30 protein-coding genes, 1 tRNA gene and 2 pseudogenes are annotated in these 25,878 nt (G+C 57.1%); 10 read left to right on the plus strand and 23 right to left on the minus strand.

The window, feature by feature from the left end; all coding sequences use genetic code 11:
* Nucleotides 1-144 precede the first annotated feature (144 nt).
* From Q7U76_15880 to Q7U76_15900, 5 genes and pseudogenes are all read left to right on the plus strand, one after another.
* Nucleotides 145-663: pseudogene (locus Q7U76_15880) on the plus strand (CHASE3 domain-containing protein).
* A 174-nt stretch (nt 664-837) separates the two neighbouring features.
* Nucleotides 838-1,527 (plus strand): annotated as a pseudogene (locus tag Q7U76_15885) (ATP-binding protein).
* A complete protein-coding gene (locus Q7U76_15890) occupies nt 1,524-1,979 on the plus strand; it encodes a response regulator (GenBank protein ID MDO8357860.1) in 456 nt (151 codons plus the stop codon). The pseudogene Q7U76_15885 and the gene Q7U76_15890 overlap by 4 nt, the downstream one beginning before the upstream one ends.
* 18 nt (nt 1,980-1,997) lie before the next feature.
* Nucleotides 1,998-3,620 carry a response regulator gene (locus Q7U76_15895; GenBank protein ID MDO8357861.1) on the plus strand — a complete coding sequence of 541 codons (1,623 nt, stop codon included), beginning with the start codon at nt 1,998-2,000 and terminating at the stop codon, nt 3,618-3,620.
* Nucleotides 3,621-3,709: 89 nt separating this feature from the next.
* The gene (locus Q7U76_15900) at nt 3,710-4,606 is read left to right on the plus strand and encodes a hypothetical protein (protein MDO8357862.1); all 897 of its coding nucleotides are present in this window, start codon (nt 3,710-3,712) and stop codon (nt 4,604-4,606) included.
* A 269-nt stretch (nt 4,607-4,875) separates the two neighbouring features.
* On the opposite strand, the gene Q7U76_15905 is transcribed toward Q7U76_15900, so the two are convergent.
* The gene (locus Q7U76_15905; protein MDO8357863.1) at nt 4,876-5,301 is read right to left on the minus strand and encodes a rhodanese-like domain-containing protein; all 426 of its coding nucleotides are present in this window, start codon (nt 5,299-5,301) and stop codon (nt 4,876-4,878) included.
* A gap of 75 nt (nt 5,302-5,376) precedes the next feature.
* Between Q7U76_15905 and Q7U76_15910 the strand changes: the two genes are divergently transcribed.
* Complete coding sequence (locus tag Q7U76_15910) at nt 5,377-5,685, plus strand: hypothetical protein (GenBank protein MDO8357864.1); 309 nt, start codon at nt 5,377-5,379, stop codon at nt 5,683-5,685.
* Between the two features lie 11 nt (nt 5,686-5,696).
* Here the strand turns inward: Q7U76_15910 and pyrE are convergent, their stop codons facing one another.
* The 16 genes from pyrE to Q7U76_15990 all read right to left on the minus strand — a co-directional run bounded on the left by pyrE (nt 5,697) and on the right by Q7U76_15990 (nt 17,065).
* Nucleotides 5,697-6,278: an orotate phosphoribosyltransferase gene (gene pyrE / locus Q7U76_15915; GenBank protein MDO8357865.1), complete on the minus strand. Its 582-nt coding sequence runs from the start codon at nt 6,276-6,278 to the stop codon at nt 5,697-5,699.
* 125 nt (nt 6,279-6,403) lie between these two features.
* Nucleotides 6,404-6,913: a CbiX/SirB N-terminal domain-containing protein gene (locus Q7U76_15920; protein MDO8357866.1), complete on the minus strand. Its 510-nt coding sequence runs from the start codon at nt 6,911-6,913 to the stop codon at nt 6,404-6,406.
* A 39-nt stretch (nt 6,914-6,952) separates the two neighbouring features.
* A complete protein-coding gene (locus Q7U76_15925) occupies nt 6,953-7,324 on the minus strand; it encodes a hypothetical protein (protein MDO8357867.1) in 372 nt (123 codons plus the stop codon).
* Between the two features lie 12 nt (nt 7,325-7,336).
* The gene (locus Q7U76_15930; protein ID MDO8357868.1) at nt 7,337-8,290 is read right to left on the minus strand and encodes a DUF523 and DUF1722 domain-containing protein; all 954 of its coding nucleotides are present in this window, start codon (nt 8,288-8,290) and stop codon (nt 7,337-7,339) included.
* Nucleotides 8,287-9,735: a deoxyribodipyrimidine photo-lyase gene (locus Q7U76_15935; protein MDO8357869.1), complete on the minus strand. Its 1,449-nt coding sequence runs from the start codon at nt 9,733-9,735 to the stop codon at nt 8,287-8,289. The genes Q7U76_15930 and Q7U76_15935 overlap by 4 nt, the downstream gene beginning before the upstream one ends.
* Entirely contained in the window at nt 9,735-10,157 is a 423-nt protein-coding gene (locus Q7U76_15940; GenBank protein ID MDO8357870.1) for a hypothetical protein, read from the minus strand. The genes Q7U76_15935 and Q7U76_15940 overlap by 1 nt, the downstream gene beginning before the upstream one ends.
* A 47-nt stretch (nt 10,158-10,204) precedes the next feature.
* On the minus strand, nt 10,205-10,735 hold the full coding sequence (locus tag Q7U76_15945; GenBank protein MDO8357871.1) for a hypothetical protein: 531 nt from the start codon (nt 10,733-10,735) through the stop codon (nt 10,205-10,207).
* Between the two features lie 9 nt (nt 10,736-10,744).
* Complete coding sequence (locus tag Q7U76_15950) at nt 10,745-11,221, minus strand: PDZ domain-containing protein (protein MDO8357872.1); 477 nt, start codon at nt 11,219-11,221, stop codon at nt 10,745-10,747.
* 19 nt (nt 11,222-11,240) lie between these two features.
* Nucleotides 11,241-11,711 (minus strand): DUF4149 domain-containing protein, encoded by a 471-nt coding sequence (locus Q7U76_15955; GenBank protein MDO8357873.1) that lies wholly within the window; start codon nt 11,709-11,711, stop codon nt 11,241-11,243.
* 13 nt (nt 11,712-11,724) lie between these two features.
* Nucleotides 11,725-12,642 carry a TIGR01777 family oxidoreductase gene (locus tag Q7U76_15960; GenBank protein MDO8357874.1) on the minus strand — a complete coding sequence of 306 codons (918 nt, stop codon included), beginning with the start codon at nt 12,640-12,642 and terminating at the stop codon, nt 11,725-11,727.
* A gap of 147 nt (nt 12,643-12,789) precedes the next feature.
* Nucleotides 12,790-13,002 carry a hypothetical protein gene (locus Q7U76_15965; protein MDO8357875.1) on the minus strand — a complete coding sequence of 71 codons (213 nt, stop codon included), beginning with the start codon at nt 13,000-13,002 and terminating at the stop codon, nt 12,790-12,792.
* Nucleotides 13,003-13,391: 389 nt separating this feature from the next.
* Nucleotides 13,392-14,231 carry an SUMF1/EgtB/PvdO family nonheme iron enzyme gene (locus Q7U76_15970; GenBank protein MDO8357876.1) on the minus strand — a complete coding sequence of 280 codons (840 nt, stop codon included), beginning with the start codon at nt 14,229-14,231 and terminating at the stop codon, nt 13,392-13,394.
* Nucleotides 14,228-14,596, minus strand: coding sequence for a hypothetical protein (locus Q7U76_15975; protein MDO8357877.1), 369 nt, complete (start codon nt 14,594-14,596; stop codon nt 14,228-14,230). The genes Q7U76_15970 and Q7U76_15975 overlap by 4 nt, the downstream gene beginning before the upstream one ends.
* A 53-nt stretch (nt 14,597-14,649) precedes the next feature.
* Nucleotides 14,650-15,708 (minus strand): SUMF1/EgtB/PvdO family nonheme iron enzyme, encoded by a 1,059-nt coding sequence (locus Q7U76_15980; GenBank protein MDO8357878.1) that lies wholly within the window; start codon nt 15,706-15,708, stop codon nt 14,650-14,652.
* Nucleotides 15,709-15,774: 66 nt separating this feature from the next.
* The gene (locus Q7U76_15985) at nt 15,775-16,740 is read right to left on the minus strand and encodes an SUMF1/EgtB/PvdO family nonheme iron enzyme (GenBank protein ID MDO8357879.1); all 966 of its coding nucleotides are present in this window, start codon (nt 16,738-16,740) and stop codon (nt 15,775-15,777) included.
* Nucleotides 16,741-16,762: 22 nt separating this feature from the next.
* Complete coding sequence (locus tag Q7U76_15990) at nt 16,763-17,065, minus strand: hypothetical protein (protein ID MDO8357880.1); 303 nt, start codon at nt 17,063-17,065, stop codon at nt 16,763-16,765.
* A gap of 138 nt (nt 17,066-17,203) precedes the next feature.
* Between Q7U76_15990 and Q7U76_15995 the strand changes: the two genes are divergently transcribed.
* Complete coding sequence (locus Q7U76_15995) at nt 17,204-18,124, plus strand: MerR family transcriptional regulator (protein MDO8357881.1); 921 nt, start codon at nt 17,204-17,206, stop codon at nt 18,122-18,124.
* Nucleotides 18,125-18,250: 126 nt separating this feature from the next.
* Here the strand turns inward: Q7U76_15995 and Q7U76_16000 are convergent.
* A tRNA-Leu gene (locus Q7U76_16000) sits at nt 18,251-18,337 on the minus strand.
* Between the two features lie 62 nt (nt 18,338-18,399).
* Nucleotides 18,400-19,905, minus strand: a complete 1,506-nt coding sequence (locus Q7U76_16005; GenBank protein MDO8357882.1) for a hypothetical protein — start codon at nt 19,903-19,905, stop codon at nt 18,400-18,402.
* A gap of 243 nt (nt 19,906-20,148) precedes the next feature.
* On the opposite strand from Q7U76_16005, the gene Q7U76_16010 reads away from it, so the two are divergent.
* Both Q7U76_16010 and Q7U76_16015 read left to right on the plus strand, forming a co-directional pair.
* Nucleotides 20,149-21,327, plus strand: coding sequence for an anhydro-N-acetylmuramic acid kinase (locus tag Q7U76_16010; protein ID MDO8357883.1), 1,179 nt, complete (start codon nt 20,149-20,151; stop codon nt 21,325-21,327).
* Nucleotides 21,305-21,847 (plus strand): DUF2726 domain-containing protein, encoded by a 543-nt coding sequence (locus tag Q7U76_16015; GenBank protein ID MDO8357884.1) that lies wholly within the window; start codon nt 21,305-21,307, stop codon nt 21,845-21,847. Before Q7U76_16010 ends, Q7U76_16015 begins: the two co-directional genes overlap by 23 nt.
* Before the next feature lie 16 nt (nt 21,848-21,863).
* Here Q7U76_16015 and ybgF read toward each other — a convergent pair whose 3' ends face one another.
* Nucleotides 21,864-22,376: a tol-pal system protein YbgF gene (gene ybgF, locus Q7U76_16020; GenBank protein ID MDO8357885.1), complete on the minus strand. Its 513-nt coding sequence runs from the start codon at nt 22,374-22,376 to the stop codon at nt 21,864-21,866.
* A 358-nt stretch (nt 22,377-22,734) separates the two neighbouring features.
* Between ybgF and Q7U76_16025 the strand changes: the two genes are divergently transcribed.
* A complete protein-coding gene (locus Q7U76_16025; protein MDO8357886.1) occupies nt 22,735-23,523 on the plus strand; it encodes a right-handed parallel beta-helix repeat-containing protein in 789 nt (262 codons plus the stop codon).
* A gap of 112 nt (nt 23,524-23,635) precedes the next feature.
* Here the strand turns inward: Q7U76_16025 and Q7U76_16030 are convergent, their stop codons facing one another.
* From Q7U76_16030 to Q7U76_16040, 3 genes are all read right to left on the minus strand, one after another.
* The gene (locus Q7U76_16030; protein ID MDO8357887.1) at nt 23,636-24,559 is read right to left on the minus strand and encodes a GGDEF domain-containing response regulator; all 924 of its coding nucleotides are present in this window, start codon (nt 24,557-24,559) and stop codon (nt 23,636-23,638) included.
* Nucleotides 24,560-24,830: 271 nt separating this feature from the next.
* A complete protein-coding gene (locus tag Q7U76_16035) occupies nt 24,831-25,208 on the minus strand; it encodes a hypothetical protein (protein MDO8357888.1) in 378 nt (125 codons plus the stop codon).
* 342 nt (nt 25,209-25,550) lie between these two features.
* The gene (locus tag Q7U76_16040) at nt 25,551-25,871 is read right to left on the minus strand and encodes a hypothetical protein (GenBank protein MDO8357889.1); all 321 of its coding nucleotides are present in this window, start codon (nt 25,869-25,871) and stop codon (nt 25,551-25,553) included.
* Between the last annotated feature and the right edge of the window lie 7 nt (nt 25,872-25,878).

Below are 25,878 nucleotides of genomic sequence, written 5' to 3' on the forward strand. Positions count from 1 at the left end.
GTGGCCACAGTATTTCCTCGCATTCTCACGTCCGCAGACGCTTGAGCCATGGCTTTCGTCGCACCACAACATCCGGTCACGCCCATCACACCTGAACCGGCTCCCGGCACTAGCCAGGCGCCGATTCCCAAGAGCGGCAGACTCATGGAATGGTTGACCCATTGGTCGATAGAGCGGCGCGTCCTCGCAGGCTTTGGGCTTGTCTTTGCCGGCATTGTGGTGATCAGCGCCATTTCCTATCGCAACACCTCCGTGTTGATTGAGAATAGCCGACTCGACAGCAAGAGCCATGAGTTGGTGCAGTTGCTCGAATCGGTGAGCGAAGCCCTCGACGCGACTGAACGCGGGCATCGGCGCTACCTGGTGACCGGGGAAGAATCCTATTTGAAGTTCTACCGGAGCACCGTCGAACAGATGCCGGAATACCTTCGGTATCTCCGGGGGTTGACGAATGAGTGGCCTGAACAGCAGTCCCGGGTGGCAACGCTCGAAGCCCTCATCGACCGGCAATTGGACGCGGAGGCGCGCGCCATCACCAGACGAGAGAAGGATGGTTATGAGGCAGTCCGCCACCTCGCCCTTTCCGGAGCGGCAAAGAACGAGCTTGAAAGAATTCACACTGTGATGACTGAGCTTGACGGGGCCGAGCAGCGAGCCCTTCAGGCCCGAGTCCGTCAGTCCGCCGGAAGCACGAGAAATACGATTGCCTTGCTCGGACTGGGCGCGCTCTTGCAGTTAGTGCTCCTGGCCTCCGTCTACTTTCTCATCCATCACGACGTCACCGAGAGGCGCCGCGTTGCTGCGGAGCTGGAAAATAGGGGTGAATTGCTGCAGGCTGCCAACAAAGAGTTGGAAGCGTTCAGCTATTCCGTGTCGCATGACCTCCGTGCCCCACTCCGTCATATCGACGGGTATGCCGCCCTCTTGTCGAAGGCAGCAGGTGAGGCGCTCAATGACAAAGCGCGCCGGTATCTCCAGACAATTTCAGACTCCGCCAAGCAGATGGGGCAGCTCATTGACGATTTGCTGGTGTTTTCCCGTATGGGACGACAGGACATGCTGCGCACCACGGTCAATTTAGACCAGCTTGTCAAGACGGTCCTCCACGATTTGCATCTTGACTTGCAAGGCCGGACAATCTCCTGGACAATGAGCCCATTGCCGCTCGTGCTAGGCGATCCGGCGATGCTTCGCCAAGTGTTCGTGAATCTCATCACCAACGCCCTGAAATTCACCGCCACCAGGCCTGAGGCGAAGATCGAGATCGGCGCCACGAAACGAAACCCGAGCGAGGTCGAGATCTTTGTGCGAGACAATGGGGTGGGATTCGACATGCAGTATGTGAATAAGCTGTTCGGGGTGTTTCAGCGTCTCCATCGGAGCGATGAGTTTGAAGGGACCGGCATCGGGCTCGCAAACGTGCGTCGGATTATCCATCGGCATGGTGGGCGGACTTGGGCCGAAGGGGCGCTCGATCAAGGAGCGACCTTCTACTTTTCCCTTCCAGTCGCGAGGTCTCTCAAATGACCACAGTCAAACCAATTTTGCTAGCGGAAGATAACCCTCGCGACGCCGAGTTGGCGCTCGCCGCCATGGAGGAGCATCACATCGCCGATAAGGTGGTGGTCTGCCATGACGGGGCCGAAGTTCTCGACTACCTCTATTGCCGCGGGGCCTTTGCCTCCAGACAGCAGGGCAATCCCGTGGTCGTGTTCCTCGATCTCAAGATGCCAAAAGTCGACGGACTCGAAGTGTTACGGACGATCAAGAATGATGTGAATCTTAAACCGATTCCGGTCGTCATGCTCACGTCCTCGCGCGAGGAGTGCGATTTGGCGCAAAGTTATGCGCTGGGCGCCAATGCCTATGTGGTGAAACCGGTGGAGTTTCACCAATTCATCACGGCCGTGAAAGAACTCAGTGTATTTTGGGGCATCATCAACGAACCGCCCCCGGACAGCTCAGAATCGACCAACTAGCCGCTCAGTAAAGGATTTGTGAAAACCCCTCTCAGCCTGCTCCAACTTGAAGACAATCCGGTTGACGCCGAATTGATTACGGCCACCTTGATCGAGGGCGGAATTCCCTGTCAGTCGCAACTCGTCGACACGCGTCAGGCCTTTCTGGCGGCCCTGAAGGCCGGCCGGATCGATCTCATCCTCGCGGACTATTCCATCCCAGGTTTCGATGGCATGGCCGCCCTCGCGTTAGCCCGTCAGCATTGCCCCGAGGTGCCGTTTCTCTTCGTCTCGGCTACCATTGGAGAGGAGCTGGCGATCGACGCCATGCATCAAGGCGCGACGGATTATGTGCTCAAGCAACGGCTTGGACGATTGGTGCCATCGATTCAGCGCGCATTGCGCGAACTCGACGATCGAGCCGAGCGGAAACGGGCTGAAGAGGCCCTTCGGCAGAGCGAGAAACAGTTTCGGCAGTCCCAGAAGATGGAAGCGGTGGGACGGTTGGCTGGAGGGATCGCGCATGACTTCAATAATCTCCTGACCGTTATTTTGGGCTACAGCCAAGTCATCTCGACGGAACTTGGCCCTCAGCATCCTCTTCGGGGAAAGGTCGATGAAACCTTAAAGGCCGGCGAACGGGCTGCGACGTTGATCCGTCAGCTACTCGCGTTCAGCCGCAAACAATCGCTGGACCCCAAAGTGCTGTCGCTCAACACCGCCGTCACAAGTTTGGTCAGTCTGCTGGGTCGCTTGATCGGCACGAATATCAAACTGGTTACCATGCTCGACCCAACGAATGGTCGGCTGTGCGCCGACCAGGCTCAGCTTGAGCAGGTCCTGGTCAACCTCGTCGTCAACGCGAGAGACGCCATGCCGAATGGCGGGACGCTGACGATTGAAACAGCCCAGGTTGAACTCACGCGCAGTCCGGTCTATCACCTTACCCCGCTACCTCCAGGTCCCTACGTCCGATTGGCCGTCACAGATACCGGCTGCGGTATGGACCGCAAGACCCAATCCCATATCTTTGAGCCCTTCTTCACGACGAAGGGGGAGGGGAAGGGCAGCGGTCTGGGCCTCTCCACGGTATTTGGCATTGTCACCCAGTGCGGCGGCGCCATCGACGTCACCAGCCGAGTGGGTCATGGCACGCGCTTCGACCTCTATTTCCCGAACGTCGAGTCCGATCTCTTCATCCCTCCGGCGATCCAATCATCGGGACAGCCTCAGCGAGGCACGGAAACGATTCTTGTGGTGGAAGATGAGCCGAGCGTCCGTACGCTTGTGCGAGACGAACTGCGGAAACTGGGGTACCGTGTCATAGAAGCCAAGAGTGGAATTGAGGCCTGCTTACTGGCGACACAGCAAGCAGGATCGCTACAACTGCTGTTGACCGATGTCGTCATGCCGGGCATGGGTGGACGGGAGTTGGCACAGCATCTCTCCGCCATCAAGCCGGATTTGCGAACGCTGTTTATGTCGGGGTATATGGATGACGTCGGTATTATGGCAGGACAAGAAGAAGGCACGAGCAGTTTCTTGCAAAAACCCTTCACGCCGGAGGTTCTCGCCCGCGCAGTCCGTGACTTACTGGATCTTCAGACCTTATCCGATAAGACCGGCACCCCCTCCTCAACACCTCAGCCGACCCCGCGCTGACGATGCGAGGGCCGCGTCGCAGCCGGCACCTCGCTCCCTCGACGGAATTGACGCTCTATAGCTGCGCTCTCTATACTCGATTCTGAGATATGATGGCACAGGACTCTCGCATCTATTCGTCTCCCCCTCGCACCCGCATCACCCAGTTTCTCCTGGGGCTCCTCTTTGCTGTGCTCAGTGGCCAGTCGATCGCAATGGCGCAAGATCTCTCGGGGGATCGATTGGGAGACGGTTTATCCATCTCCGTCTGGAATCCGCACGCGCAATGCCCAGACGTGACCCCGTTGATCGCCGTGGATATCGATCCCGATCGGTATCGCTTTACCGTCCATTACTATCAGCAAGAGGGCCTTTCGGACCCGCCCGATATTCGCCAATGGCAAGAACGTACCGGCCACGACCTGGTCTTCAATGCGGGGCTGTTCCGTGAGAATTATGCGTACCTGGGTCTCCTCTATGGGAACGGACGCTCGATGGGGAGCAAGCGGCATGCAACCTGGCTGGGGCTGTTTGCGGCAGAACCGGCTGAGGCTAGTTCACGACGTGCACGGGTCTTGGACTTAACCTTTGACGCGTTTGACGAACAGCAGGTTCCCTATCGAGAAGTGGCGCAATCGCTGATGTTGTTGGACCGGACAGGAAAAGTTCGTGTGCGGCAAACCGGAAAACGCGCCCATCAGACCCTCGTTGCAGAACAGGGCAATGGGCATCTCCTCATCCTCAAGACCACGGAAGTGGTGTCGCTCCATGCCCTTGGAGAATGTCTGCGCGATGCCTTTCCTTCCCTGCGCCAGGTCATGGCCATGGATGGAGGGTCCTCCTCCGATGTCGCCGTCAGTCCTTCGCTTCGACAGGCCACGACGGCGATGGCAGGATTTCACAGTTGGATACCGTTGTTAGAGGGCAGCACGACAATCCACATAGGGCTTCCGGCCGTGATCGGGATCAGTCCGCGCCGCGACCAACCGGCCGCCAAGGCCCGATAGAACGGATGAGATCGTGGAGAAATACATCGGGCTGGCAGGCTGCAGAAAAACCGTTTAGGCACTGAGGAGATTCGACGATCTGCACCTCTTGGACATGAGGAGCATGTCCATGCAGGATGCTCAAAAAGACCGTCTAGCAAGGCCGCAACGAGCGAAGAGGCGAGGCGTACCCTTGTGGTACATTGAGCCTCTGAGCGAAGCGACCTGCCTGCGCGAAGCCGCTTCGGCGAAGGCAGAGAACGATGCAGGCGGACTTTTTCAGCATCCTGCTAGCGGGATCCTGGTTCAACCGGATAGCCCGCCTCAAGCCAGGCGTTCATGCTGCCGGTGACGTTATAGACATGGCGGTAGCCCAAGTCTGCCAACGTTTCTGCGGCAATGTTGCTGCGATGGCCGGATTGGCAATAGACCACCAGATGGTCCTCAAGCTGCGCCCTAAGCTCCCGATGCCGAGCCTTAATTTCTCTGAAGTCGATATTCACGTCGGTTCCGGGAATAAATCCGGCCGCATGTTCTTCCGTGGATCGGACATCGATCAAGATAAACCCTTTCTGGTTCATTGAGGGGCCCTTGTTCAATCCGGCGCGTAATTGCTGTACGGTGAGCAAATAGGAATGATAGGCCGACACGCCACTGATCGTGACGGTAGTCAGAAGCAACAGACTGACGAGGGTGATGAATATGCGCGTGGTCATGGCTGGCCTCCTTGCAGTAAACAGAGTAGACAATCGTTTCACCGAGTTCATTCCCCTGAATATGATAGGGACCGCATGAAGATTTGGTCAAGCCTCGCACTCCTCATGGTCATCTCCTTGCTCGGCTGCGCCGAAGGAGCCAAACTGCTTCAGGAACGGGGAGACGGTGGGGTTGTTTCCTATCCCTTCAAAGGGGAGCAGGGATCGATGTTGTCATCGTTTCGCAAAGATGCTCTGGCCCTGATGAAAGAAAAATGCGGCGGCCTCTATACCATTGTGCGTGAGGGCGAAACGAAGGGCCGATCTCGTATGGCCAGCCCGGTTGAAGGCGCGCAGGAACTCGTGCGGGAGCGCCGGTGGGGTATGGAGTTTCAGTGTAAGTAGGAGGCGCTTCGTTACGAGGGAGTTGGTCGCGCGCTCGTCAAGTCGTCAATGGTTAAGAGACTCATGAGGGTCAGCCCTTCAGCTTCGACCTTCTGTCTTCCATCCTGCTCCTTCCGATCGACAATCACCAAGGCATGCGTCACAACCAGACCTGCGCCTCTGGCCGCCGCTACTGCCTTGAGGAGCGATCCCCCGCTTGTGAGCACATCGTCCACGATCACGGCTCGATTCCCTGGTTGAAACGATCCTTCAATGAGTTTCCCGAGCCCATGATCCTTCGCTTGCTTTCGTACCACGAAGGTTCGCCAGATTCTCGCTGGCTGGGCCGCGAAAGCAAAATCCGAGATGCTGGTCGCAATGGAAATCGCCCCGATCTCGAGGCCACCAAGGCAGTCGAGCTCGACCGGCCGCAACGCTTCATAGGCCAAGCCGGCCACAATGCGGCGCGACCCAGGATGGGCCATCAAAGACCGGCAATCAACGTAGAAAGGGCTCTTCAAGCCGGACGCGAGTGTGAACCCTGTGCCCGGGTCCCACTTGAATGATTGGGTCTCGTGGAAGGCTTTGGCTAACTCAATTTTAAGAAGCAACATTGTATGACTCGATTAACTTCGTGCATGCTGTCGGTATTGTACACTTGGCGAGAGCGAAAAAAGAATCCTCCAACCGTAAATTAATTCTTTGCCTCTGCCCGCACACATACCTCTCAGGATACTGTTCAAGAAAAGCGCTTGATCTGCTCCGCCAAGGTGGTTGCGACAAGTTTCAAATCGAATGGCCAGGCGTAACGCAGTTCGACCCCTGGATACTGTGGACGTAAGTGATCGAGAATTTCAGGAATTTCCACCTCCGAGTGCGACCCGCCAGGCGTGAACATCGTCGTGGTCACGGTAATGTGGGTCGCGCCTTTCTGGACCAACTCCACCACCGACGCTTCCAAGGTCGGTGCACAGAATTCGTTGTAGGCCACGGCGAATAAGACATCTCCCAGGTTGGCTTTCAACTGAGCCGCCACCGACTCAAGTCCCGACTGATAGGGGTCCGTCTCAGGGGTCCTCGGCATCTGGCGGATCCTGGTATCCAATTCGATTTCTTCCGCCGACGCCGGCATCTTTGCGGCACGCCGCTGACCCTCCAGCCGTTTTAGTTTCGTCACTAATTCCTGCGGACAGCCCTTGGGAATGCCGCCATGACCGACTAAAATCACTCCTCGTATCGTTGCCGCCATCTTTTTGCTCCTCTTGTTAAAACTCGCATCCGTTTTCTCTCACCGTGAACCAGTTGTAACCTCGAGGTACTCTTGTAGATTGGTCTTCCCGTAACGACTCCCCGGGTATACTGTCCGGATGAATCCCGCCACCAGGGCCATCACCTTCTTCACTGCGGGGGTCTTCTCAGGATCTGTGGCTGGCAAGAGCCGCACCGTGATAGCCTTCTCGTGCAATTTGAGCTGTACGAAAAAATTGCACGCAACCCCCTCCTCGATTGCGATCGACTCCAGGAGTGCTTCTTTGCCGTTTCGTCCCAGGTAGCATTCCTGTACTTTGAGAATATCGGTCCCCGCCCGCTGAATGATCGGTGCGAAGGCCTGATAGACGCCCTGCAGGTCCCCTGCTTCTTCTATGACAATGTGCGGCATGATGCTTCCTCTCTACACATGATTGCGCAGCATGAGTTCCTTCGGATGCGGATTGAGATAGACTTGATCGTGAATGTAGCCGACGTCAAAGATCCGGACGTAGTGCTTGATCAGGGTCAGCGGAACCACCAGGGGCGTAAGGCCACGATGATAATCGCCGATCACGACCAACAGCTCAGCTTTTTCCTGAGCCCCCAATCGGTCCTTGAAGTAGCCCAGGATGTGGTGGAGGACATTCACATGCTTGCGCACCGTCGCCTTCATGGCCAAGGCTTTCATGAACAGTTCGCCATAGCGGTTTGCAAGTTCCTTGGGACGGTACCGCTCCGCTTGACCGACCAGCCGCCCGAGGACTTGGTACTGCTGCGGGCTATGGGCCAACAGCAAATATTTGTGGATCGTGTGGAACTGCACCAGGGTCTGCCTCGTGACTCCGCTCTGTACGAGATCCTGCCAGCGGCGGTAACAGAAGACCCGTTCGATAAAATTCTCCCTGAGCGGCGCATCACAAAGCCGCCCTTCCTCCTCGACCGGAATCAGCGGAAACTGCTCGATAAAAGCCCTGGCGAACAGCCCGACTCCATTCCGGTTGGGCATCCCCTGCTCATTGTAGATACGCACTCGCTCGATCCCGCAGCTCGGCGAACCCTTTTTAAAGACATACCCCGATAGATCTAGCTCTTCGAGTTCCTTGATACGATTCTCGGTCATCTTTTCGACCGCGCGTGTGTGATCTGTCCCGCTCTTGATCGTCACAAGCCGTGGATGATGAGGATCGCCAATCAGCCGCATCGCTTCCCTGGGCGCGCCGAGACCGGCTTCAACCTCAGGGCAGACCGGAACCCACTCCACGTAATGACCCAATACATCGGTGAGAAAACCGTCCCGCTTATGCCCCCCGTCGAACTGGACTTCGTCCCCCAGGAGGCAACGGCTGATCCCGAGACGGAGCGCCAGGGTCGTCATCTCGTCACCAGTTGTTTGCCAAGGGCTATATATTCGTCGCGGGCCTGCCGGTGATCTACGATGGGCGAAGGATAGTCCTTGCCAATACGGCATCCGGCCAAAGCTTGTTCCTCCAGAGTCATCAGATGCGGCGCATGAATCCGGTCCGTCGGAACGGCGGCAAGTTCCGGGACATATTGCCGAATGTAGGCACCGTCCGGATCGAACTTCCTGCTCTGCAGCAGAGGATTGAAAATTCGGTATCCCGGCATGGAGTCCGTCCCGGTCGCGGAGGCCCATTGCCAATTGCCGTTATTGGCCGCAAGATCGGCATCGACGAGTTGCTGCATGAAATAGCGCTCTCCACTTTGCCACTCGATCCGGAGGTCCTTGATGAGAAACGACGCCACGACCATCCGCACGCGATTGTGCATCCACCCGGTCTGATTCAGCTGCCGCATACCGGCATCCACCAATGGATAACCGGTCCGTCCTTCACACCAGGCGGCATGGAGCCGATTCCATTCCGCTCCCGCCGGACGGGGTCGCGGCAACCCGTCCTTGCTGCGGAACGGGCCGGAGGCCACCTGAGGAAAGGCGGACAAGATTTGTTGGAAAAACTCCCGCCAGATCAATTCATCGATCCAGGTGAGCAGGTCGCGACGCGAGACGGAGCTGCCTGTCGCGAGCGTGCCTAAGGCTGCATGCACGGCGGTTCGCACCGAAAGCGTTCCGAACCGGAACTGGGGAGACAGTTTGGATGTCCCGTCGACCGCGGGAAGATTCCGTCCTTCAACGTAGCGATGGACGGGACCGTCGAGAAACCAGCGAAGCCGCCGCAGCGCCTCCTTCTCTCCCGGCTTAATCGACAAGGGAACGGTCTGATAGCCGAGATCTTCCACCGTCGGCAGCGCAATGCTGGGCGACGAGGTGCCGGTTCGCTGTTTTCGCAGCCTGGCAGGGGAGGGTAGGAGCGGCGGGGGTGCGGCATGCCACTTGGTCCACCATCGGGAGCGATAGGCACTGTATCGCTGTAACGGATCTCCCGTCGAACCTCTGATCTCTTCGGCCTCGAAGACCACATGGTCCTTGAACGTGCGAACCACCACTCCACGGGCCATAAGTGCCTGCTGGGCTTTCCGGTCTCGCTGGATCGCCGCCGGTTCGTAATCGCGATTCCAGTAGATCACATCGGCCTTGACGTCCTCGACGAAACGGAGCACCTCCTCGATCTGATTCCCCCGCCGCCATTGTAGAGAAAGCCCTCGCCCGGCCAGGGTATCGGCCAGCTCTGCCAGACAGGAGACCATGAACGTCACGCAAGGTGAGCCGAACTGCCGTAAACGCAGGAGGGGATCGTCGAATATAAAGAGCGGGATCACCTCGTCGCAGTCTGCGCAAGCGGCAGCGAGTGCCGGCTGATCCTGTAGCCGAAGATCCCGTCTGAGCCAGACAACCCCTCTCATCAGTGTGTCTCCTCCGAAACCCTATGGTGATGCTTCGCGGCCGGGTCTTCGTCTGTAAACAGAGCCCGTCTCCAGATTACATAGGCCACAAACAGTATCGTCGTGACCATGAATCCCGATCGGACAGGGTGAAAGCCGAACGACAGTTGATTCATGGTCTCGCTCACAAGGCCGAATCCCGCATAGGCCAGGCTCAGTCCCCAGGCCCAGGGTCTCAGCCAGAGGAAGCCATAACCGATGAGCAGGTGTACGGCAGGGGAATGGAGCTTCACGAGATACGACGAGGGGCCGGTCACGGCCACCCCGAACAGCTTGAAGACATAGGAAGGAAACAGGGCGATGACGACCAGATCGACCGTGCCGAAGATCAGAAAGAGTCCACCCAGTATTTTGATATCAAGCCCGATTCGTGTTCTGCGCACCATTGCCTCCACCAGATGGAAGCGGACCGTTCAATGTTCCACTCGCTTCAACGCCATGCGTCCGGCATACCGGTCCACCAGGTCTGTGGATTTGCCGTACGCCATTGAGTCTGTTGTTGCCACAACCGATCGGCTTCGCTCTTATTCAGCCTGGTGGCCATCGCCGCACTTACATCAGCCTGTTGGTGGACGCTGGTCTGAATCATTTCCTTCGCCATGCGGGCCAGCCCACCGGGGGGATCGATCAAATCTTGCGGATCTTTGTAGGCCAGATTCAGATGCAACTGTTCGACCATGTTCCACCGCTCCTCCATAGACAGATGGTCTAAGTAGGCATCGATCGCATGGAAGACATAGGTCACATGGATATAGGCCTCGACGGAAGGTGCGTTGTCGATTTCTTTCTGACAGGCCTCCAGCGCTCGACGATAATCGCCGGCCACCATGTAGATATTCGCTTTCATCAGGCTGGTCCGAGGTGAGCCGGCTACAGCGGCGGCCGGTTCCCCGAACGCAGGCCCCCCGCCAAGCATGAGCAGGAGTCCAAGAACTGCGACCGTCTTCAGGCTATTGAGCATGAGTCACCCCTATCGTGCCGGACTACCATGGGATCCCATTTCGCCCTTGTAGAGTTTCTCGCTGGCGATGCGCGTGATCGCCAGCTCGCGCAGAGCCCCATCTCCCTTCACGCCCAGCTTCACCACGGTACCGGCTTCCCCGCGCACCATCTTCACGACCTGCTCATAGGTCTTCCCGGTGACTGCCGCACCATTCACCGTCACCACTTCATCGCCGTGCTTGAGTCCCGCTTGCTGAGCTGGACCCTCCGGATGCACATGGGCCACATACAATGAAGCCGGATCGCCGATCCGTTCCGCCCCGACATGCAGCGATACGCCAATCACCCCGTTCGGCAGATTGGCGTCATCTCCGTAGGGTCGACTCATATCACTCTTGGGCTTGTCCTGCTCCTCCGCAGCCAGCACCTGACTTGTGCTGCCAGATAGAGCACAGAGCGCGGTGAGAAAGAAGATTGCGGCCATGTTGTGTCTATTTCTGTTCATCTGATTCCCTCCTTGTGAATTAGAGTTTTTGTGCAAGCCACAGCAGACAGAGTCCTACCAGTAACACCATCGAGTTCAGATAGACCGACCGTTGATGCAATCGATTCCACGAGACCTGTAAGGCGGGATCGACAGTCCCACGCGATTCCTGCTCCTTGAGTCGATCTCTCATGGCGTTGCTCTGCGGAGTGAGGGGAGCGCGGCAATAGGTTTCGGCAGCCAGGATGATCAGCCACATCGCAGCAATGAGATGCCGGGCCTGATTCGCGTCGTGGATCATCCCCAAACCGGTCACGGAGACCACTCCTACGATAGCGGCGCCCATTCCAAGCGCATAGTAGGCAGGAAACAATTGACGAACGACCGCACTGAAGGATTCTCTCTCTAGCGTCTTCGCAAGGATCGGCGCGACCACGAACGACAAGAGCACCACCTTGCCGACGAGAACAGCGACGGCCAGCATGTGAACATAGGAGATCAGCGAAATCATGTCACCCCCTCCCTCATTCCTTGGTCAGGATTGCCCGCAAGGCCAGTTCCAGCGTCGGATAGTGAAACACGTATCCCGCGGAGAGCGCCTTCGACGGCTTGACCCGTTGGCCCGTAGTCATGAGTGTTCCCAGCTCACCTAAGGCCACGTGCAACGCGAAGCCCGGCACGGGAAGCCAGGAAGGCCGATGGAGTGCTTGCCCGAGCACCTGGCAGAACCGGTTCATCGTCACAGCCTCTGGCGCTACCGCATTGACAGGACCAGAGACGCTTGGTGCCGTGAGGAGCCATTGGATTAAACCGATATGATCGCGCCGATGGATCCAGGACACCCATTGCGTGCCTGGCAGGATCGGACCGCCCGCAAAGAGCCGGAACGGCAACAGCATTTTCGACAAGGCCCCGCCGTCTTGTTCGAGCACCATGCCGGTCCGCAACATGACGACTCGCACACCGAACTCCGCTGCTCGCAGCGCCTCCGCTTCCCAGGCAAGACAGAGATCGGCCAGAAAGCCTTGGCCGCGCGCCGCTCCCTCATTCAGAATATGATTGTCGCAGGCTCCGTAGTAGCCGATACCGGAGGCGCTAATCAGCATGCGAGGTTTGGAGGACCGGCGGGACATGGCTACTACCAGCAGGCGAGTGGTGAGGATCCGACTTAGAGTGAGGAGGCGCTTGTGGGCATCGGTCCAGCGTGCCTCGGCAATGGGCGCACCGGCGAGATTGATGACAGCATCGGCCCCTTCGAGAGATTGCTCCCAGGTCCCCGTCTCTGTGCCATTCCATTCGACGGCCGTCACAGCGGAGCCGAACAACCGTTGCGCCTCTTCCTTCCTTCTCGTGAGGAGAGTGACCCGGTGCCCCTCCTGAACGAGAGAGGCGCATAAGGGCCGACCGATGAAGCCTGTTCCGCCGGTGACAACAATGTGCATGGTCGCATCTCCTTATCAGGATACCATCGAAGGACCGACAATTCGTTAGCCGCCTGGCCGCCTTTCATCCTCATGGCTGCCTTGATGTCGGCCACCGGACTCTCCACGATCGACCCGTTGCGCATATTTTCGCTGCTTCGTACCGTGCTAGAGATCCGGCGTCTGGTTCAGTCGGTTCCGAAGAATGACCGGATCGACGACCTCCCCACAACTGGTGCAACGCAATCCCGTGATGCCGATTTGACTGGTATCGTCCTGAAGGTCCAGATAATACTCTGTGACCAGCAATCCCCCCGCAGCGCATACAGATTCGGTCGCCGGATGGCTGGGGGAAGGGTAGAGGATTGTTTGGTCTCCCATTCGATGCCACTAGAACCCTCGCTGGCGATCACAACAGCCAACTGCCTGCTCCTCACGTGATTCGAGGCCTACCCGATCCGGTCTGCCGCTGCCGCGCGACAGCCGGTCTCCATAACGCGGCACTTGCCCACAAGCACAATGCTCCCATCGCCCACAAGATCATCTGCTCCATGCGGTACTCCTCATCACGGCCGTCAGTCGCGCGCCTTCATTCCGGCAACCAGCCTCTTTTCTATACTGAGGAGACAGGTCCCTCCCGATGGAGGGAGCTGTCTGCCTCAGCGGGAGACGCCGTGCGGAGTCGCGGCGCCACCCTGATGGAAATAAGAAACCGGCCTCCGTGTTTCTGTTGTGCGCAGCATGTTTCATCGCGTCACCACATGTACTGCTTACTTCTGCTGGGTCTGGACTTCGAGACCCCGGACACAGCGAAAGCCAGTCCCATGAGTCTGCAGCGCGAATCCGCCGCGCCCGCGAGCCGTCGTTGTGATGTCAGAGATCGGGCTATGCCAGGACCCTCCGCGAATCGATCGAACCACACCTTTTTTGTCCGGACCCTGCGGATTTCGATCCGGCGCATGCTGGTAATACTCAGGGTCATACCAATCCTGCACCCACTCGCGTGCATTGCCGGACATGTCCTTCACGCCGTAGGGTGAATCGCCGCCTGGCAAGGACCCGACCGGATGCAAGGTGTGCTCATCCTCCCACTCACGGTCGAAATTCGCCCGCTTCGATGTGGTCGACTCGTTGCCCCAGGGAAACAGCCGGCCATCGGTGCCGCGAGCGGCCTTCTCCCATTCCGCTTCCGTCGGGAGCCGTTTCTTGGCCCAACTACAATAGGCCTTGGCGTCGTACCAGGTGGCCTGCACGACCGGAAGCTGTTCGATGCCTTTCACGGAGACGAGCGGGCCGGTGCCATAGGGATTCGGAGGGCTTCGATGGCCTGTGGTGGCCACGAACGCCAGATACCGTTCATTGGTCACTTCGACCTGATCGATCGCAAACTCGTCGAGGTACACCGATCGCTGCGGCCATTCATCTGCCCGGCCTTTGCCTTCCGGATTCCCCATCAGAAATGCGCCAGCCGGAATCGTCACCATGGGAACCTGGTCGAGCTCCTTGGCCGCCGGCGCAGCTGCCACGACAGGTACAACGGCACAGGTTAGGGCCATCATTGCCACAATACTTCTCCAGCCGGTTTCTCTCCTCCTCAGACCTTGTGTCATTTCTTCTGCTCCTTGCTCCCCTCGATGGCCTTGGTGGTATGGGCTTTCACTTGGCTCACAAGACGCTCCACTTGACGCTTGTCTCCCCGCTCGGCTGCCTCTTGCGCCTGGGTGATGAGGGTCCTGGCTTCGTGCAGGTGTTCTTCGATGTCCGCCTGCAGGGCAGGGGACGCAACTGTTCCGCCTAACGCCGCGCGATGGTAGATTTCCCACGCATGGTCCACGTCATGCTGAGCCTCATGCACCACCTTTGCACTCTCCGGGTGAGGATGCCGGGCAGGATCGATGGGACCTGCCTGTAGGGGTGAGGCCCCGAGTAGCGCGATGAGGACAAACCCTGAAAGAAAAATCTTGTCGTGTGTCATAGCTGCCCCTCCGTCACGATCAAACTATGAGCAAAAACCGTCTCAACATTTCCTCACGACCGCTTCATCGACTGTTCAATAAGCGAGTGAAGTTCCAGTAATTCGATATTCTTGGGATCGATGGCCAACCCACGACCCACTGCCTCCTGTGCCTCCGAAAACCGCTCTCGTCCCATGTCCACCAACGCCGCGATGTAGCTGTCCCTGATCTGCTGTTCGATTTCCGGCGGGGCGCTCTTGGCACATCGGAAACCCAGACCCACGCCATAACTATTATTGAGCGGGTGATTCCAGAACCGGTGTGTTGCCCTGACCGTACCTTCCGGCGCGATCCATGAGCCGCCACGAATGACGCGCTTTTCACCGACTGTGAGCCGATCCACATAGGTGCCGGTTCCACCCATCCATATAGGTTTGCCGGGGCCGGTCGGATTCACCATAGTTTCAAGCTTTCCGTAGTAGCGGGGGTCATACCAGTCCGAGACCCACTCGAACACATTGCCTGCCATGTTATAAGCGCCATAATAACTGGCACCTTCTGGATAGGAATCCACCGGCATGGTCGCGTCGTGACTTTTTCCATAGTTGACTTTTGCTGGATCGAAGTCATTGCCCCAGGGATAGAGGCTGGCCTTGGGGCCACGAGCTGCCTTTTCCCATTCCGCTTCCGTTGGAAGCCGCTTGCCGCGATATTCACAGAATGATTTCGCGTCGTCCCAATTCACCCCGACCACAGGCTGCCCCGGCTTATTTAAACGAGGATCGTCCCAGTAGGCCGGAGCCGGATGCCCTTTCGTCTTGACGAATTGGCCGTAGTCCTTGTTCGAGACTTCGTAGGTATCCATGAGGTATGAATCCAAGAACACCATGTGCGCCGGACCTTCGTCGTTCAACGCCTCGGCGGACCAGGGACCCTTCATCCTCCTGTCATAGGCTGTGGGATTTTTGCCTGAGTCCGCAGGGGCTTTCTTGTCGATCCCCATCACCGATGGCCCATGGCCGACATAGACCATCTCTTTGGGGATCAAGGATTCCTCCGCATAGCTTGTTCCGGCCAGCATCGTTACGCCCGTCACCAAGACCGTCGCCATTAATGTTCTAGATCCATTCATGTCAGACCTCCTGTCACGGAATCGGCCTTCGGGGGGCGGCAATGCCGCCCCCTATTGGTCCTTCCACTATTTCTTCTTCATGCTCTTCTTGATCAGATCGCGGGTCGCCAGGTATTCCTTGTTGCCAGGCTCCGACGCCAAGGCCTTTTCGATGGAGGCCATCGCATCGGCGTTCTTCTCCGCACCCATTGCCACTAATGCCTGAATGAACGCATCACGACCTGCTTGTATCGCTTCATCGGACACCGTCTGTGCCGACTTCGCGCAACGGAACCCGAGGCCGACCCCATAAGAGTTATTGTCCGGTTGATTCCAGAACCGATGGCTCGTATGGAGGGAGCTTTCCGGCGCGAGCCAGGAACCGCCGCGCAACACCTTCACCGGGCCTTGATTGGCGAAGTTGTAGCCCTTCTCGGCGCCACGTGGATTCAGGGCAGGGCTCTCCTTATAGAACTTCTGGTCATACCAGTCCTCCACCCATTCGAACACGTTCCCCGCCATATTATAGACTCCGAACCCGCTCACTCCTTCCGGGTAGGAATCCACCGGGGTGGTATGGCCGACATTCTGCCCATAGTTGGCTTTCTTCGGATCGAGTGTATGGCCCCAGGGATAATGGTTGTCGCCTTGCGGACCCTTGGCAGCTCGCTCCCATTCTGCTTCCGTCGGAAGCCGCTTCGCGTCCCACTTGCAGAAGGCGCTGGCGTCAGTCCAGCTCACACCGACCACCGGCTGATTGGCTTTGCTGAGCCGCGGATCGTCCCAATAGGCCGGAGCCGGGTGACCGGTGGATTTCATAAATTCTTTGTACCTGGCGTTCGACGTTTCGAACTTGTCGATCAGATAGGCATCGAGTACGACCTGGTGCCTGGCCTCATCTGAATGGTGACTGCTCCCCATGGTGAACTCACCCTTTGGGATGAGCACCATGTCCTTGTCGCTACTTGGCATGTCCGCCGCACCGGCGACGGATATGGCCCCTGCCATCAATGCCACCCCCATTCCGACCTGAAGAACCGTTTGACTCCGCATGGGAAACCTCCTTGGTTGAAAACTACGACCGGACCACTCTTTGAGACGTAGAGGACTTACTTCGCACATGTGCCGGAGGCGCCAGGATCAGCTCATGCCTGGTTCCTCGATTCCGCAGGATGACCGGATCGACGACCTCGCCACATTGCACACAGCGTTTCGCGGCGAACTCCAACTCGCCGGTGCTGTTCAGCAAATCCATGCAGAAGTCGCTCACCATGAGCCCGCCGCACCTGCTGCATGTCGATTGATGTTGGGTAACCGAAGAGACGCTGGAGTTTCCTAGCTGCTCAATTCTGGTTTTCTCCGCCATCGCTCTGGCCATGATCGCCTCCATAGGATTGATGTCCAATGTTCGAAGCAAGTATGTCTAACGTATAAACCGTATTGTCCAATGTGTCAAGTGTTATGTTGGTAAATATTTGACAAACATTGGACATTCTAATATAATGAAACTTAAATAATGAATACTCATAGAATTCATAGAGTTGCGAAGCTCACCGGTCTCTCGAAGGATGTTATTCGCGTCTGGGAGAGGCGGTATGGTCTTGTCAAACCTTCACGGAGCTCCAATCGCTATCGCGAATATAGCGACGAAGAGGTGGCGCTCCTCCGCTTTGTAAAGAACCAGATGGAACAAGGCGCAACGATCGGTTCACTCGCAACGGAGGGACACGACTCGCTTGTCGCACGTATGCGCATCGCGACTCCTGTTTCTCTGGAGGATCAGAAGCCTCATGATCGCCTGCTAGACGATTTGATGGGATCGCTTGACCCGCTCGATAAGGCAGGATTCGAGCGGAGACTGAACGGTGCAGTGGCCGTCATTCCGTTTGAAGAAGCCGTTCAGCGGATTCTGCTCCCGCTACAACGCCGAATCGGCGAGCTGTGGCACGAAGGTCGATTGAGTGTTGCTGTCGAACACTACGTCACGAAGATTATCCAACAGAAGTTGTTTTCGGTCATGAATCAACTTCCGGTAAATGAATTCGGTCCACGGATCCTCATCGCCTGTCCGGAGGGCGAAACACATGAGATTGGCGCCCAGGCCGTGGCCTACATCGCCGCAACCAAAGGGTGCCACGTCTATTACCTCGGCCCCAACCTTCCCTATTCAGGTCTCCTGACATTTTGCGAGCAGATCAGGCCCGATCTCGTGCTCCTTTCTCTCACTGAGGTGAGGTTGGAGGCCGCGGCACTGCAACAACTCCATGAACTTGAGCATCTTGCGACCCGTTGGTCTGTGGCCGTGGGTGGCCAGGGTGCCCGTGCCATGGGAGACCGCCTTCGCGATAGCAAGATTGAACTGCTCGATGATCTCACCGCGCTACACAGCCGCCTGATGATGCTTCTTTCAACCCACAGGCTCGCCGCTCGTTCCTAATCTAACGTTTGGGTAGCAGTCGAATACTGGTTGTTCATCTAGCGAAAGAATGCGGATGGCGAATGGTGACAAGCACTCAGCCTGGCTGAGTTGTTCTTATGACGAGAAATCTGAAATGGAAGTAGTTGGTGCCGAAGGCGGGATTTGAACCCGCACACCCTTGCGGGCGCTAGACCCTGAATCTAGTGCGTCTGCCAGTTTCGCCACTTCGGCACATCGAGGTGGAAGGGGATTATCCTGAATTATTGAGGTCCCCGTCAAGCAAGGGGCTTGAGTTACTTCGCTTGCGCTGCTCGCGAGGCCCAGAGGCTGGCCTTCCCGATGTCCCTGGTGTCTCCACTGATCACGATCCGCTCGCGGACAAGCCCGGCTGCGCTGAGCAAGGGGGCTGCCGCGATCCAGGGCGCCTCATCGGCGATCAAGACATCGAACCGGACCCGGCTGAACAGGGGATCGCTCAGCACCCGCGATGCGGTGGTGACCACGAGACGCCGATTTTGGATGAAGGCCTGGCGGTTGGTATCTTCCTCGGCCGCGAGCAATTCCCGGATCTTTTTCGTCCCGCCCAGATGGACGATGTCTTCTTTGAGTTCGTCAAATTCCGGCCGCATGTCTTTCGGTACAGCGGCCTCCGGCACGAGTTCGTCGATTCGCACCTTGGCGACATCGAGTTCCCCCTTCAATTCAGCGCATTGACTCTCATACAGTTCGAGATATTGATGCAGAGTTTCGACGTTTTTCCCGACGGCCTGCAGGCTGAGCCGTCGAAAGAGCGGGAGGTTCTCGTATTCAGCCAGCGTGGCAGTCACGTCTTTGATCTTGTTCTGTATGTCGGTGAGCTGCGTGAGCAGCCGCCATTCCAGCAGGCGCACTTCATCGAGATCTTTTTGTTTCTGCCCCTTGTAGGCCAACACAGGGGTCAACTCTCGAAACCGCTCGTATTTGCGCCGGAGCGCGGCCTTGTCTGCGCGAGACTTGGCATAGAACTGGTGCATCTGGGCTTCGAACCCCAGTTCCTGAATCCCGATACCCTCGGCCTGGTGGGCCAAGGTCATTTCATAGCGACTGATCCAGGTCTTATACGTGAGTCCGACGGCTTTCATGGCCCGCGCGATGGTTCCGGCGAGTGCATCCGCCGCCTGGTGATCGGAACAGACCAGCAGGATACGCTTATTCGCACGAATCAGTTCGATGACGAGGACAGCCAATCGCTGCCGTCGTACCGAAAGCTCGTCTGACCAAATGGTCATGAGAATTGAGGAGCCAGGCCCTGTTCCGGACAGTTCTCCTGCTTCAGTCGTCGTCTCGAGGAGGGGAGCCAATCGGTCTGCCGGACCGAGCCGATAGGAGTCCGGTTGTGCGAGCATGTCGCGCAATCGCTTGGCCGACGTAGCGAGAAGCCCGGCACGATCAGGAACCACAGTTGTGTTGGCGCAGGACTGTCCGATCGTATCGAACGTCTGCACAAGGATTACGTTACCTTGCCCGCCAAGTACGATGCCTTCTGTTGGTTCCATATCGTCAGAAGGGATAATGGAGAGGGGCGTATCATGCGCGATGGACGAACCATGCGGGAGCGTCAGCTCGTAGAGGTGCAGCGTGCCGATGGTATGCAGCAGTCGGCCTGCTACCTGAGCAATCGGCTGGTCAAGCGTTGAGGTGCCCACCCGTTTCTGCTCGGCTTCAAGCCGAAGTGCCCATGTCTCGATGAGGTCCCGCGCAGTCATGCGATCCTTGGAAAGTGGTCTTTGTGTAGCGTCGGCCATCATACGGTTGGGCATTGCGCCTGTCTAGCAGGATGCTGAAAAAATACGCCAGTTTCGTTCTTTCCTTCGCCGAAGCGGCTTCGCGCAGACAGGTTTCTTATTGTTCCGGCATGTAGGCCATTGGGATTTTGCCGTGCACAGTGACTATTTCGCAGCCTGCTAGCCTGAGAATCGTGTGTCTGCTTGACCCCACCGAACAGTTCCATTAGCGTAGGCTTTTTGTAGTGCCTGCTCGATAGCCATTGGAGGACGTCATACATGCATGTAGTTGGACTTATGTCTGGGACATCCGGTGACGGAGTCGATGCCGCACTTGTGGACATTACCGGGCGAGGCCGTACGGTGAAGGCGAGGACCTTGGCCGCGCATACGCTGGCCTATCCACGTTCGTTACAGCAGCGTATTCTCTCCGCGTCTGTTTCCGGGACGGTCGCAGATATTTGTCATCTCAATGCGCTGCTCGGTGAATGGTTCGCCAATGCCGCGCTGCATGTGATTCGGCAGGCAAAACTTCAGCCAAGCGATGTGACGTTGATCGGTTCGCATGGGCAAACCGTGCACCACCTTCCGCACGGCGTTCATGCGCCGGGTGTCGGCTCGATTCGTTCAACCCTCCAAATTGCCGAGCCGGCCGTGATTGCCGAGCGAACGGGGATTACCACGATTGCGAACTTTCGGCCGCGGGATATTGCTGCAGGAGGCCAAGGGGCTCCACTGACGCCGGCCGCGCATGCTCTGCTGTTGAAACATGCGCGCCGTGCACGGTTGGTCGTGAATCTCGGGGGCATCAGCAACGTGACCTATGTGCCGAAGGGGGGACGTCTTAGTGGAGTGCAGGCCTTCGATACGGGGCCGGCTAATATGGTGCTGGACAGTCTGATGGTGCGCGTGACCGACGGGCGATTGTTGATGGACCGCGATGGAAAGTTAGCGATGAAGGGGCAGGTCGATTCACGATTGCTGGGCAAGTTGCTCGCTCACCCATTTCTGTCAAAACGACCCCCGAAATCAACCGGACGGGAAGCGTTTGGTCCTGATCTCATCGAGGAGCTGATTGCGATTCAACAGCAACGGAGCCTCTCTATCGAGGATTTGTTGGCGACCTGCAGTATGTGGACGGCCAAGGCGGTGGGGACGTCGCGGCGGTGGATCAACGGAGAGATCGATGAGGTGGTGGTGGGCGGCGGTGGCGTCCGCAATCGGGCGATCATGACTCATCTCGCAACCGTATTCGCTCCGGTTCCGGTCACCACATTCGAAGCACTGGGGTGGGACAGTAAGTCGTTTGAAGCGGTGGCCTTTGCACTGTTGGCCTATCAAACCGTGACCGGCCAATGGGGCAATATTCCGTCAGTGACGGGCGCTACGCATTCCGTGATTCTTGGTACGATTGTGCCGAACGGACCACGCTGGCGTGAATCCTTTCCTGCGCGATAGCAGCATGATGGAGAATATTGTTATCGGACTTGCCATCGCGTCTCTGGTGTTTCTGATTTGGCGCCTGATGATTTCATCAAGCAGTGAGCCGGCCAGGAAAGAGAGCGTAGTGATTCCTCCTGGCGTGACGTTGCGGCCTCAGCCCTTGCTGACCGACACCGATCTCATGCTCTACAATCTCATACGTTTGGCCGTAGAAGATCATTATCTTGTCTTTGCGAGGGTTCCACTCTGGTCTGTTGTCAGTGTCGAGGCGGAGGGAAAGGTTCGGTCTCAGGTGTTGAGGCAGATCGCGCTGAAGCAACTCGACTTTGTGTTGGTTCACCCGGGAACGAAGGCGGCCGAGCAGGTTGTGTTGCTTGAGGAAGGGTTCCCTCCTCAGCCACATGAGGTCACTCGAACTCGCGAGATCCAGGCTGTTCTGCAGGCAGCGGGCATTACCTTGACCACCTTGAAGCCCAACACGTCTTATACCGTGCCTCAGCTGGCTCAGCTGCTTGGCGTCGGCGAAGACGAGTGACCGCCGGGATGCGACTCTATTCGCCAGGGCCGGTGCCAACCAGCTGTGTTGCCGGTTCCACATCACGTATCGCGGCGACGTCAATGGCTTTCCTCGCCAGTTCGGCTTCTGCGCTCTCTGGATATTGATCGATGACTCGTTCGTACATCATGCGGGCTTTCTCATGATCCTTGATCTTGGCGTAGGTTTGACCAAGTTTGAGCGTGGACGCCGCAAGTTTTTGGCTCATCGGATAGTCGGACACGACGTTGTAAAATGACTTCAGGGCTTCCTTATAGCGCCCGAGCCGGTACTGGCATTCTCCCACCCAATACTGCGCGTTGGCGGCCAAAGAGGATTGCCCGTGCAGTTCGAGAAAGAATCGAAATCCTGCCAGCGCAGCTTCGTAATCCCGATGTTTAAACTCTTCCATCACTCGATCATAGAGGTGTCGAGACGAGTCCTGCATGTGGGACGGTGCAGCGACAGCGGGATTGAACGATAGCAGCACCGCCAGGATTCCTGGGAGCACAATTTTCAGTATTGTCATCGTGATGCCTCCATACTGCTCAGCCTGGTCTCATTACCCATATCCCCGTGATACCGCAATCGCCATGCCACCATACGAGCGATCCGGCATGGCTAAAACAGATGTGAATCCAGTAGTTTGGCCTCGTTCCGTGGCAGAAGTTGCCGAGTGCCAGTCCTGCCTGGATGACAGATTTGTACGAGGTGTGTGTGATTCCTGGCTTGACAAAATTGAGACCACTATTGAGTTGAAGTGACGGGTGTCAACGGCTTGAGATGAACTTGACTTGCGTGGATCTGCCCGAAATAATGCCGCTCCTGATTTTGGGCCAGTGGCCGAGTGCAGAGAACCAATCCTGTGAGGATGAAGAGATGTGGACATGAAGACTGAGCCTCCGCCGAATCCACTCGGTGGAAAGACTTTGATCGTCGATGCGAATGACGCCGACGCCTATCCGCGACCCAGTGCGGCGCTTCTCGATGCTGGTGAGCTGGACCAGGTGTTTGTTCGTCCCGGGATCTATGAGGACAAAGTCTTTGTCACGGGGCGACCGATACATTTGGTTGGAGCCGGTCGAGATGACGTGCAGATTTTTTCCCGTCGTGGAGGGCCTCTCTATCTCCAGCAGGTCCCCAGTGGGCGCATCTCTGGCATCACGTTTCGATACGTCGGAAGTGACCAAAATTCTGCGATGAACCTGCTCGACTCCTCTTGTACGGTGACCCAGTGCCGTGCCACGGAGGGTATTCTCTCCGGCGTGGTAATTTATGGGCCGCAATCACGACTGACATTTGTCGGGAATGAAGTTTGTGGCAACCGGGAATCGGGGATATTTGTGTTTGCCGGAGCACAGCCGAGGATTGCCGACAATGTCTGCAGGGGCAACCACCATTTCGGCATTGCGGTCCGGGATTCAGGGAGCCATCCTGAGCTCGTTAGAAACCAGTGCCGTGAAAACATGCTGAGCGGGATTCTCCTCTTCCATCACGCGGAAGCACTTCTCGTCGACAATACCTGCAGTGAGAATCAGCATTGGGGGATTGTGATGACTCCCGATTCCCACCCGACTCCTGGTCGGGAGGCGCTCGACACCTCAAACATTCTTGCCCCCAATCCGCGAGGAACCTTGATCGTAACAGACCAGCCGCTAGGTGACATCGGACGGTGACGAGGATACCTGCTATCTCGGCTGGGCGCGTAAAGTGAAAAGAGAAAATCTTGGAGGACAGGAAGCCTGTACTGGCCCTCGATACTCTGGATGCCAGCAGCCTGTGGCTACGTTATGCGGGGAGATTCGGAACGTGCGCCTCAGCGGCTTCGTGTAGGTGAAAGCTGTTGCCGCCTTGCTGTTTTGCTCGATACATTGCCGTGTCGGCATGCTTCAGTAATTCGTCGACGGGATGATCGTCGTGCGGATAAATCGTCACGCCAATGCTGACCCCGATGGAGATGTGATGGCCCTGTAGTTCGAACGGCGTGGCGATCGACTCCGTGATGCGTTTCGCCACCACCAGGATATTCTGGTCAGAGGAAACGCCTTCCAGGATAATGGTGAACTCGTCTCCGCCCATCCGGGCCACGGTATCGACTTCACGCACACAGGTCTTGAGACGCTCCGATACGGCCTTAAGCAGGTCGTCACCCATGTCGTGCCCAAAGGTATCATTCACGGCCTTGAACCGATCGAGGTCGAGGAGCATGAGGCCAATCGGTTGTTGTAGTCGCTTGCTTCGAGCCATGGCTTGAAGCAGCCGATCACGAAAGAGGCTGCGATTCACCAGCCCAGTCAAGTGATCGTACTGCGCGAGGTAGGTCAGGCGTTCTTCTGAGCGTTTCCGTTCTATCGCATAACGGACGGCACGAGCTAGCAGTTCAGGATGGCCTTGCCCTTTGACGAGATAATCTTGCGCCCCCTGTTGAACGGCTTGAAGCGCCAGGCTTTGGTCGCTGACACCGCTTAGGACGACCACCGGGATTGTTGGACTTGTGGCGTGGACTTGTCTGACAGTCGGAAGACCGAAGGCATCCGGGAGGGACAGATCCAAGAGGACTGCGTCGAACCGGTCACGGCCGAGTAGCGCCAGTCCCTCTCCCAGCGTTTTCACGCGAGTGATCCTGAATTCCTCGATGCTCCATTCAGACAGGAGATCTTGCGTGAGTTGCGCGTCGACATCATTGTCTTCGACGAGGAGCACTTTGATCATCCAACTCCCCCGCTGCCGAGTGAATCCATCTCGTTCGGCGTCTTGTTCCTTGTCAGTTGCCTCTGAGGAACATGCCAGATTCGGCAGTGTGATTATAGCCAAGAGGAGAGGGATGACAAAGCAAATGCGGAAAACCTGTGAGGTTTTCTTCCAGGTTCAGGACATAACTACCCCTCGCAAGCAGATGCAATCCAACGTGATTCCTTCCAGGCCACTCCCTAGGGGCGGTCATGGAAGTTGCCACGGACCATTCGGGATGCAGCGTCCTGGTCTACGCTACATGAAGTGCTTCAGCTCGTCGCCGAACTTCCTCAGCTTTCTGTGACTGTCCCAGGTTGTCATAGAGCGAGGCGATGTTGGCATGCAAGTGCGACAAGAGTTGTCCCAACTGGGCTTCTTGTGCGATCACGTTGGCTTCAAGCGCCAGCTTCTTTTCCTCGCTCCGGCGGAAGCGTTCCTCAAGTCGCTGCACGAGTTGGACCCAGCCTTTGACCTTGCCGGAATCCAAGTCAGGAATGGTCGGCAGGGCTTCGGCACGATCGAGGGATTTTTCTGTTTGATTCATCCAATTGATGAACACGAGAAAATCCCCGAGCGTAATTTTCAGTGCGGATGAGGCGCCTTCTTCTTCGATAACTAGGTCTTCCATGGCAACTCCTTCTACATAAAATTATTGCGAATAGTGTGCGGCCGGCGAATCAAACACTTCTGCGAATTTACCGATGAACGTTGCTGCTATCGGTTCCTGAAAAGTGAGTAGCTCGGCGAGCTCAACGTGAGCCACCTCCTTCCGTAGGTTTTGGCTTTTGGCCGGAAGCGGAGAGGGAGTCCAAGAATGGACAACTCATAGGCTACATCCAGTAGTGTTAGCCGATTGATACTGCTCCAGCAGTGGTATTGTCAACAGCTCTCTTGGGGGATTGATAAGAAGAAATAGCTGTTGGGTTTTAGAAATGGGGGTGAACCCAAAAAGAGCGGGAAGCGAGCGCTATTATCCTTGAGGTGAGAGGGGTGGAACGTTCGGATAGGGCCCGCGTAGGAGGCGTTCGGGGCCGATGGCCCCTTCGCACGCATACCCTGGCTCGAAGGGCCAGAGGAGGGATCGACCTTCCCAGGAACCTCTCACTTGAATCGTGCGAAATGTGACCCCAAGCTGAGCGGCTTCCTCGTGCATCGTGGAGAGGCAGCCTTCGTAGGAGTAGGCCCGGCGACCCATCACGAGCGGGTTGCCTGTCTGGTTATGGAACACCGTATAGGGTTCAGCGCAGCCGGCGAGAAACAGTACCATGGTGATCAGAATGCCTCTTGTCATGTATTTC

Source organism: Nitrospirota bacterium, from assembly GCA_030645475.1.
In the GTDB taxonomy this organism is placed as follows: Bacteria; Nitrospirota; Nitrospiria; order Nitrospirales; family Nitrospiraceae; genus Palsa-1315.

What these genes read in the sequence shown, in the direction of transcription:
- Q7U76_15890 (MDO8357860.1), top strand. Translation starts at nt 1,524, where the DNA reads ATGACCACAGTCAAACCAATTTTGCTAGCGGAAGATAACCCTCGCGAC.
- Q7U76_15900 (MDO8357862.1), top strand. Translation starts at nt 3,710, where the DNA reads ATGATGGCACAGGACTCTCGCATCTATTCGTCTCCCCCTCGCACCCGC.
- Q7U76_15905 (MDO8357863.1), bottom strand. Translation starts at nt 5,301, where the DNA reads ATGACCACGCGCATATTCATCACCCTCGTCAGTCTGTTGCTTCTGACT.
- Q7U76_15910 (MDO8357864.1), top strand. Translation starts at nt 5,377, where the DNA reads ATGAAGATTTGGTCAAGCCTCGCACTCCTCATGGTCATCTCCTTGCTC.
- pyrE (MDO8357865.1), bottom strand. Translation starts at nt 6,278, where the DNA reads ATGTTGCTTCTTAAAATTGAGTTAGCCAAAGCCTTCCACGAGACCCAA.
- Q7U76_15920 (MDO8357866.1), bottom strand. Translation starts at nt 6,913, where the DNA reads ATGGCGGCAACGATACGAGGAGTGATTTTAGTCGGTCATGGCGGCATT.
- Q7U76_15925 (MDO8357867.1), bottom strand. Translation starts at nt 7,324, where the DNA reads ATGCCGCACATTGTCATAGAAGAAGCAGGGGACCTGCAGGGCGTCTAT.
- Q7U76_15930 (MDO8357868.1), bottom strand. Translation starts at nt 8,290, where the DNA reads ATGACGACCCTGGCGCTCCGTCTCGGGATCAGCCGTTGCCTCCTGGGG.
- Q7U76_15935 (MDO8357869.1), bottom strand. Translation starts at nt 9,735, where the DNA reads ATGAGAGGGGTTGTCTGGCTCAGACGGGATCTTCGGCTACAGGATCAG.
- Q7U76_15945 (MDO8357871.1), bottom strand. Translation starts at nt 10,735, where the DNA reads ATGCTCAATAGCCTGAAGACGGTCGCAGTTCTTGGACTCCTGCTCATG.
- Q7U76_15950 (MDO8357872.1), bottom strand. Translation starts at nt 11,221, where the DNA reads ATGAACAGAAATAGACACAACATGGCCGCAATCTTCTTTCTCACCGCG.
- Q7U76_15955 (MDO8357873.1), bottom strand. Translation starts at nt 11,711, where the DNA reads ATGATTTCGCTGATCTCCTATGTTCACATGCTGGCCGTCGCTGTTCTC.
- Q7U76_15960 (MDO8357874.1), bottom strand. Translation starts at nt 12,642, where the DNA reads ATGCACATTGTTGTCACCGGCGGAACAGGCTTCATCGGTCGGCCCTTA.
- Q7U76_15965 (MDO8357875.1), bottom strand. Translation starts at nt 13,002, where the DNA reads ATGGGAGACCAAACAATCCTCTACCCTTCCCCCAGCCATCCGGCGACC.
- Q7U76_15970 (MDO8357876.1), bottom strand. Translation starts at nt 14,231, where the DNA reads ATGACACAAGGTCTGAGGAGGAGAGAAACCGGCTGGAGAAGTATTGTG.
- Q7U76_15975 (MDO8357877.1), bottom strand. Translation starts at nt 14,596, where the DNA reads ATGACACACGACAAGATTTTTCTTTCAGGGTTTGTCCTCATCGCGCTA.
- Q7U76_15980 (MDO8357878.1), bottom strand. Translation starts at nt 15,708, where the DNA reads ATGAATGGATCTAGAACATTAATGGCGACGGTCTTGGTGACGGGCGTA.
- Q7U76_15985 (MDO8357879.1), bottom strand. Translation starts at nt 16,740, where the DNA reads ATGCGGAGTCAAACGGTTCTTCAGGTCGGAATGGGGGTGGCATTGATG.
- Q7U76_15990 (MDO8357880.1), bottom strand. Translation starts at nt 17,065, where the DNA reads ATGGCCAGAGCGATGGCGGAGAAAACCAGAATTGAGCAGCTAGGAAAC.
- Q7U76_15995 (MDO8357881.1), top strand. Translation starts at nt 17,204, where the DNA reads ATGAATACTCATAGAATTCATAGAGTTGCGAAGCTCACCGGTCTCTCG.
- Q7U76_16005 (MDO8357882.1), bottom strand. Translation starts at nt 19,905, where the DNA reads ATGCCCAACCGTATGATGGCCGACGCTACACAAAGACCACTTTCCAAG.
- Q7U76_16010 (MDO8357883.1), top strand. Translation starts at nt 20,149, where the DNA reads ATGCATGTAGTTGGACTTATGTCTGGGACATCCGGTGACGGAGTCGAT.
- ybgF (MDO8357885.1), bottom strand. Translation starts at nt 22,376, where the DNA reads ATGACAATACTGAAAATTGTGCTCCCAGGAATCCTGGCGGTGCTGCTA.
- Q7U76_16025 (MDO8357886.1), top strand. Translation starts at nt 22,735, where the DNA reads ATGAAGACTGAGCCTCCGCCGAATCCACTCGGTGGAAAGACTTTGATC.
- Q7U76_16030 (MDO8357887.1), bottom strand. Translation starts at nt 24,559, where the DNA reads ATGATCAAAGTGCTCCTCGTCGAAGACAATGATGTCGACGCGCAACTC.
- Q7U76_16035 (MDO8357888.1), bottom strand. Translation starts at nt 25,208, where the DNA reads ATGGAAGACCTAGTTATCGAAGAAGAAGGCGCCTCATCCGCACTGAAA.
- Q7U76_16040 (MDO8357889.1), bottom strand. Translation starts at nt 25,871, where the DNA reads ATGACAAGAGGCATTCTGATCACCATGGTACTGTTTCTCGCCGGCTGC.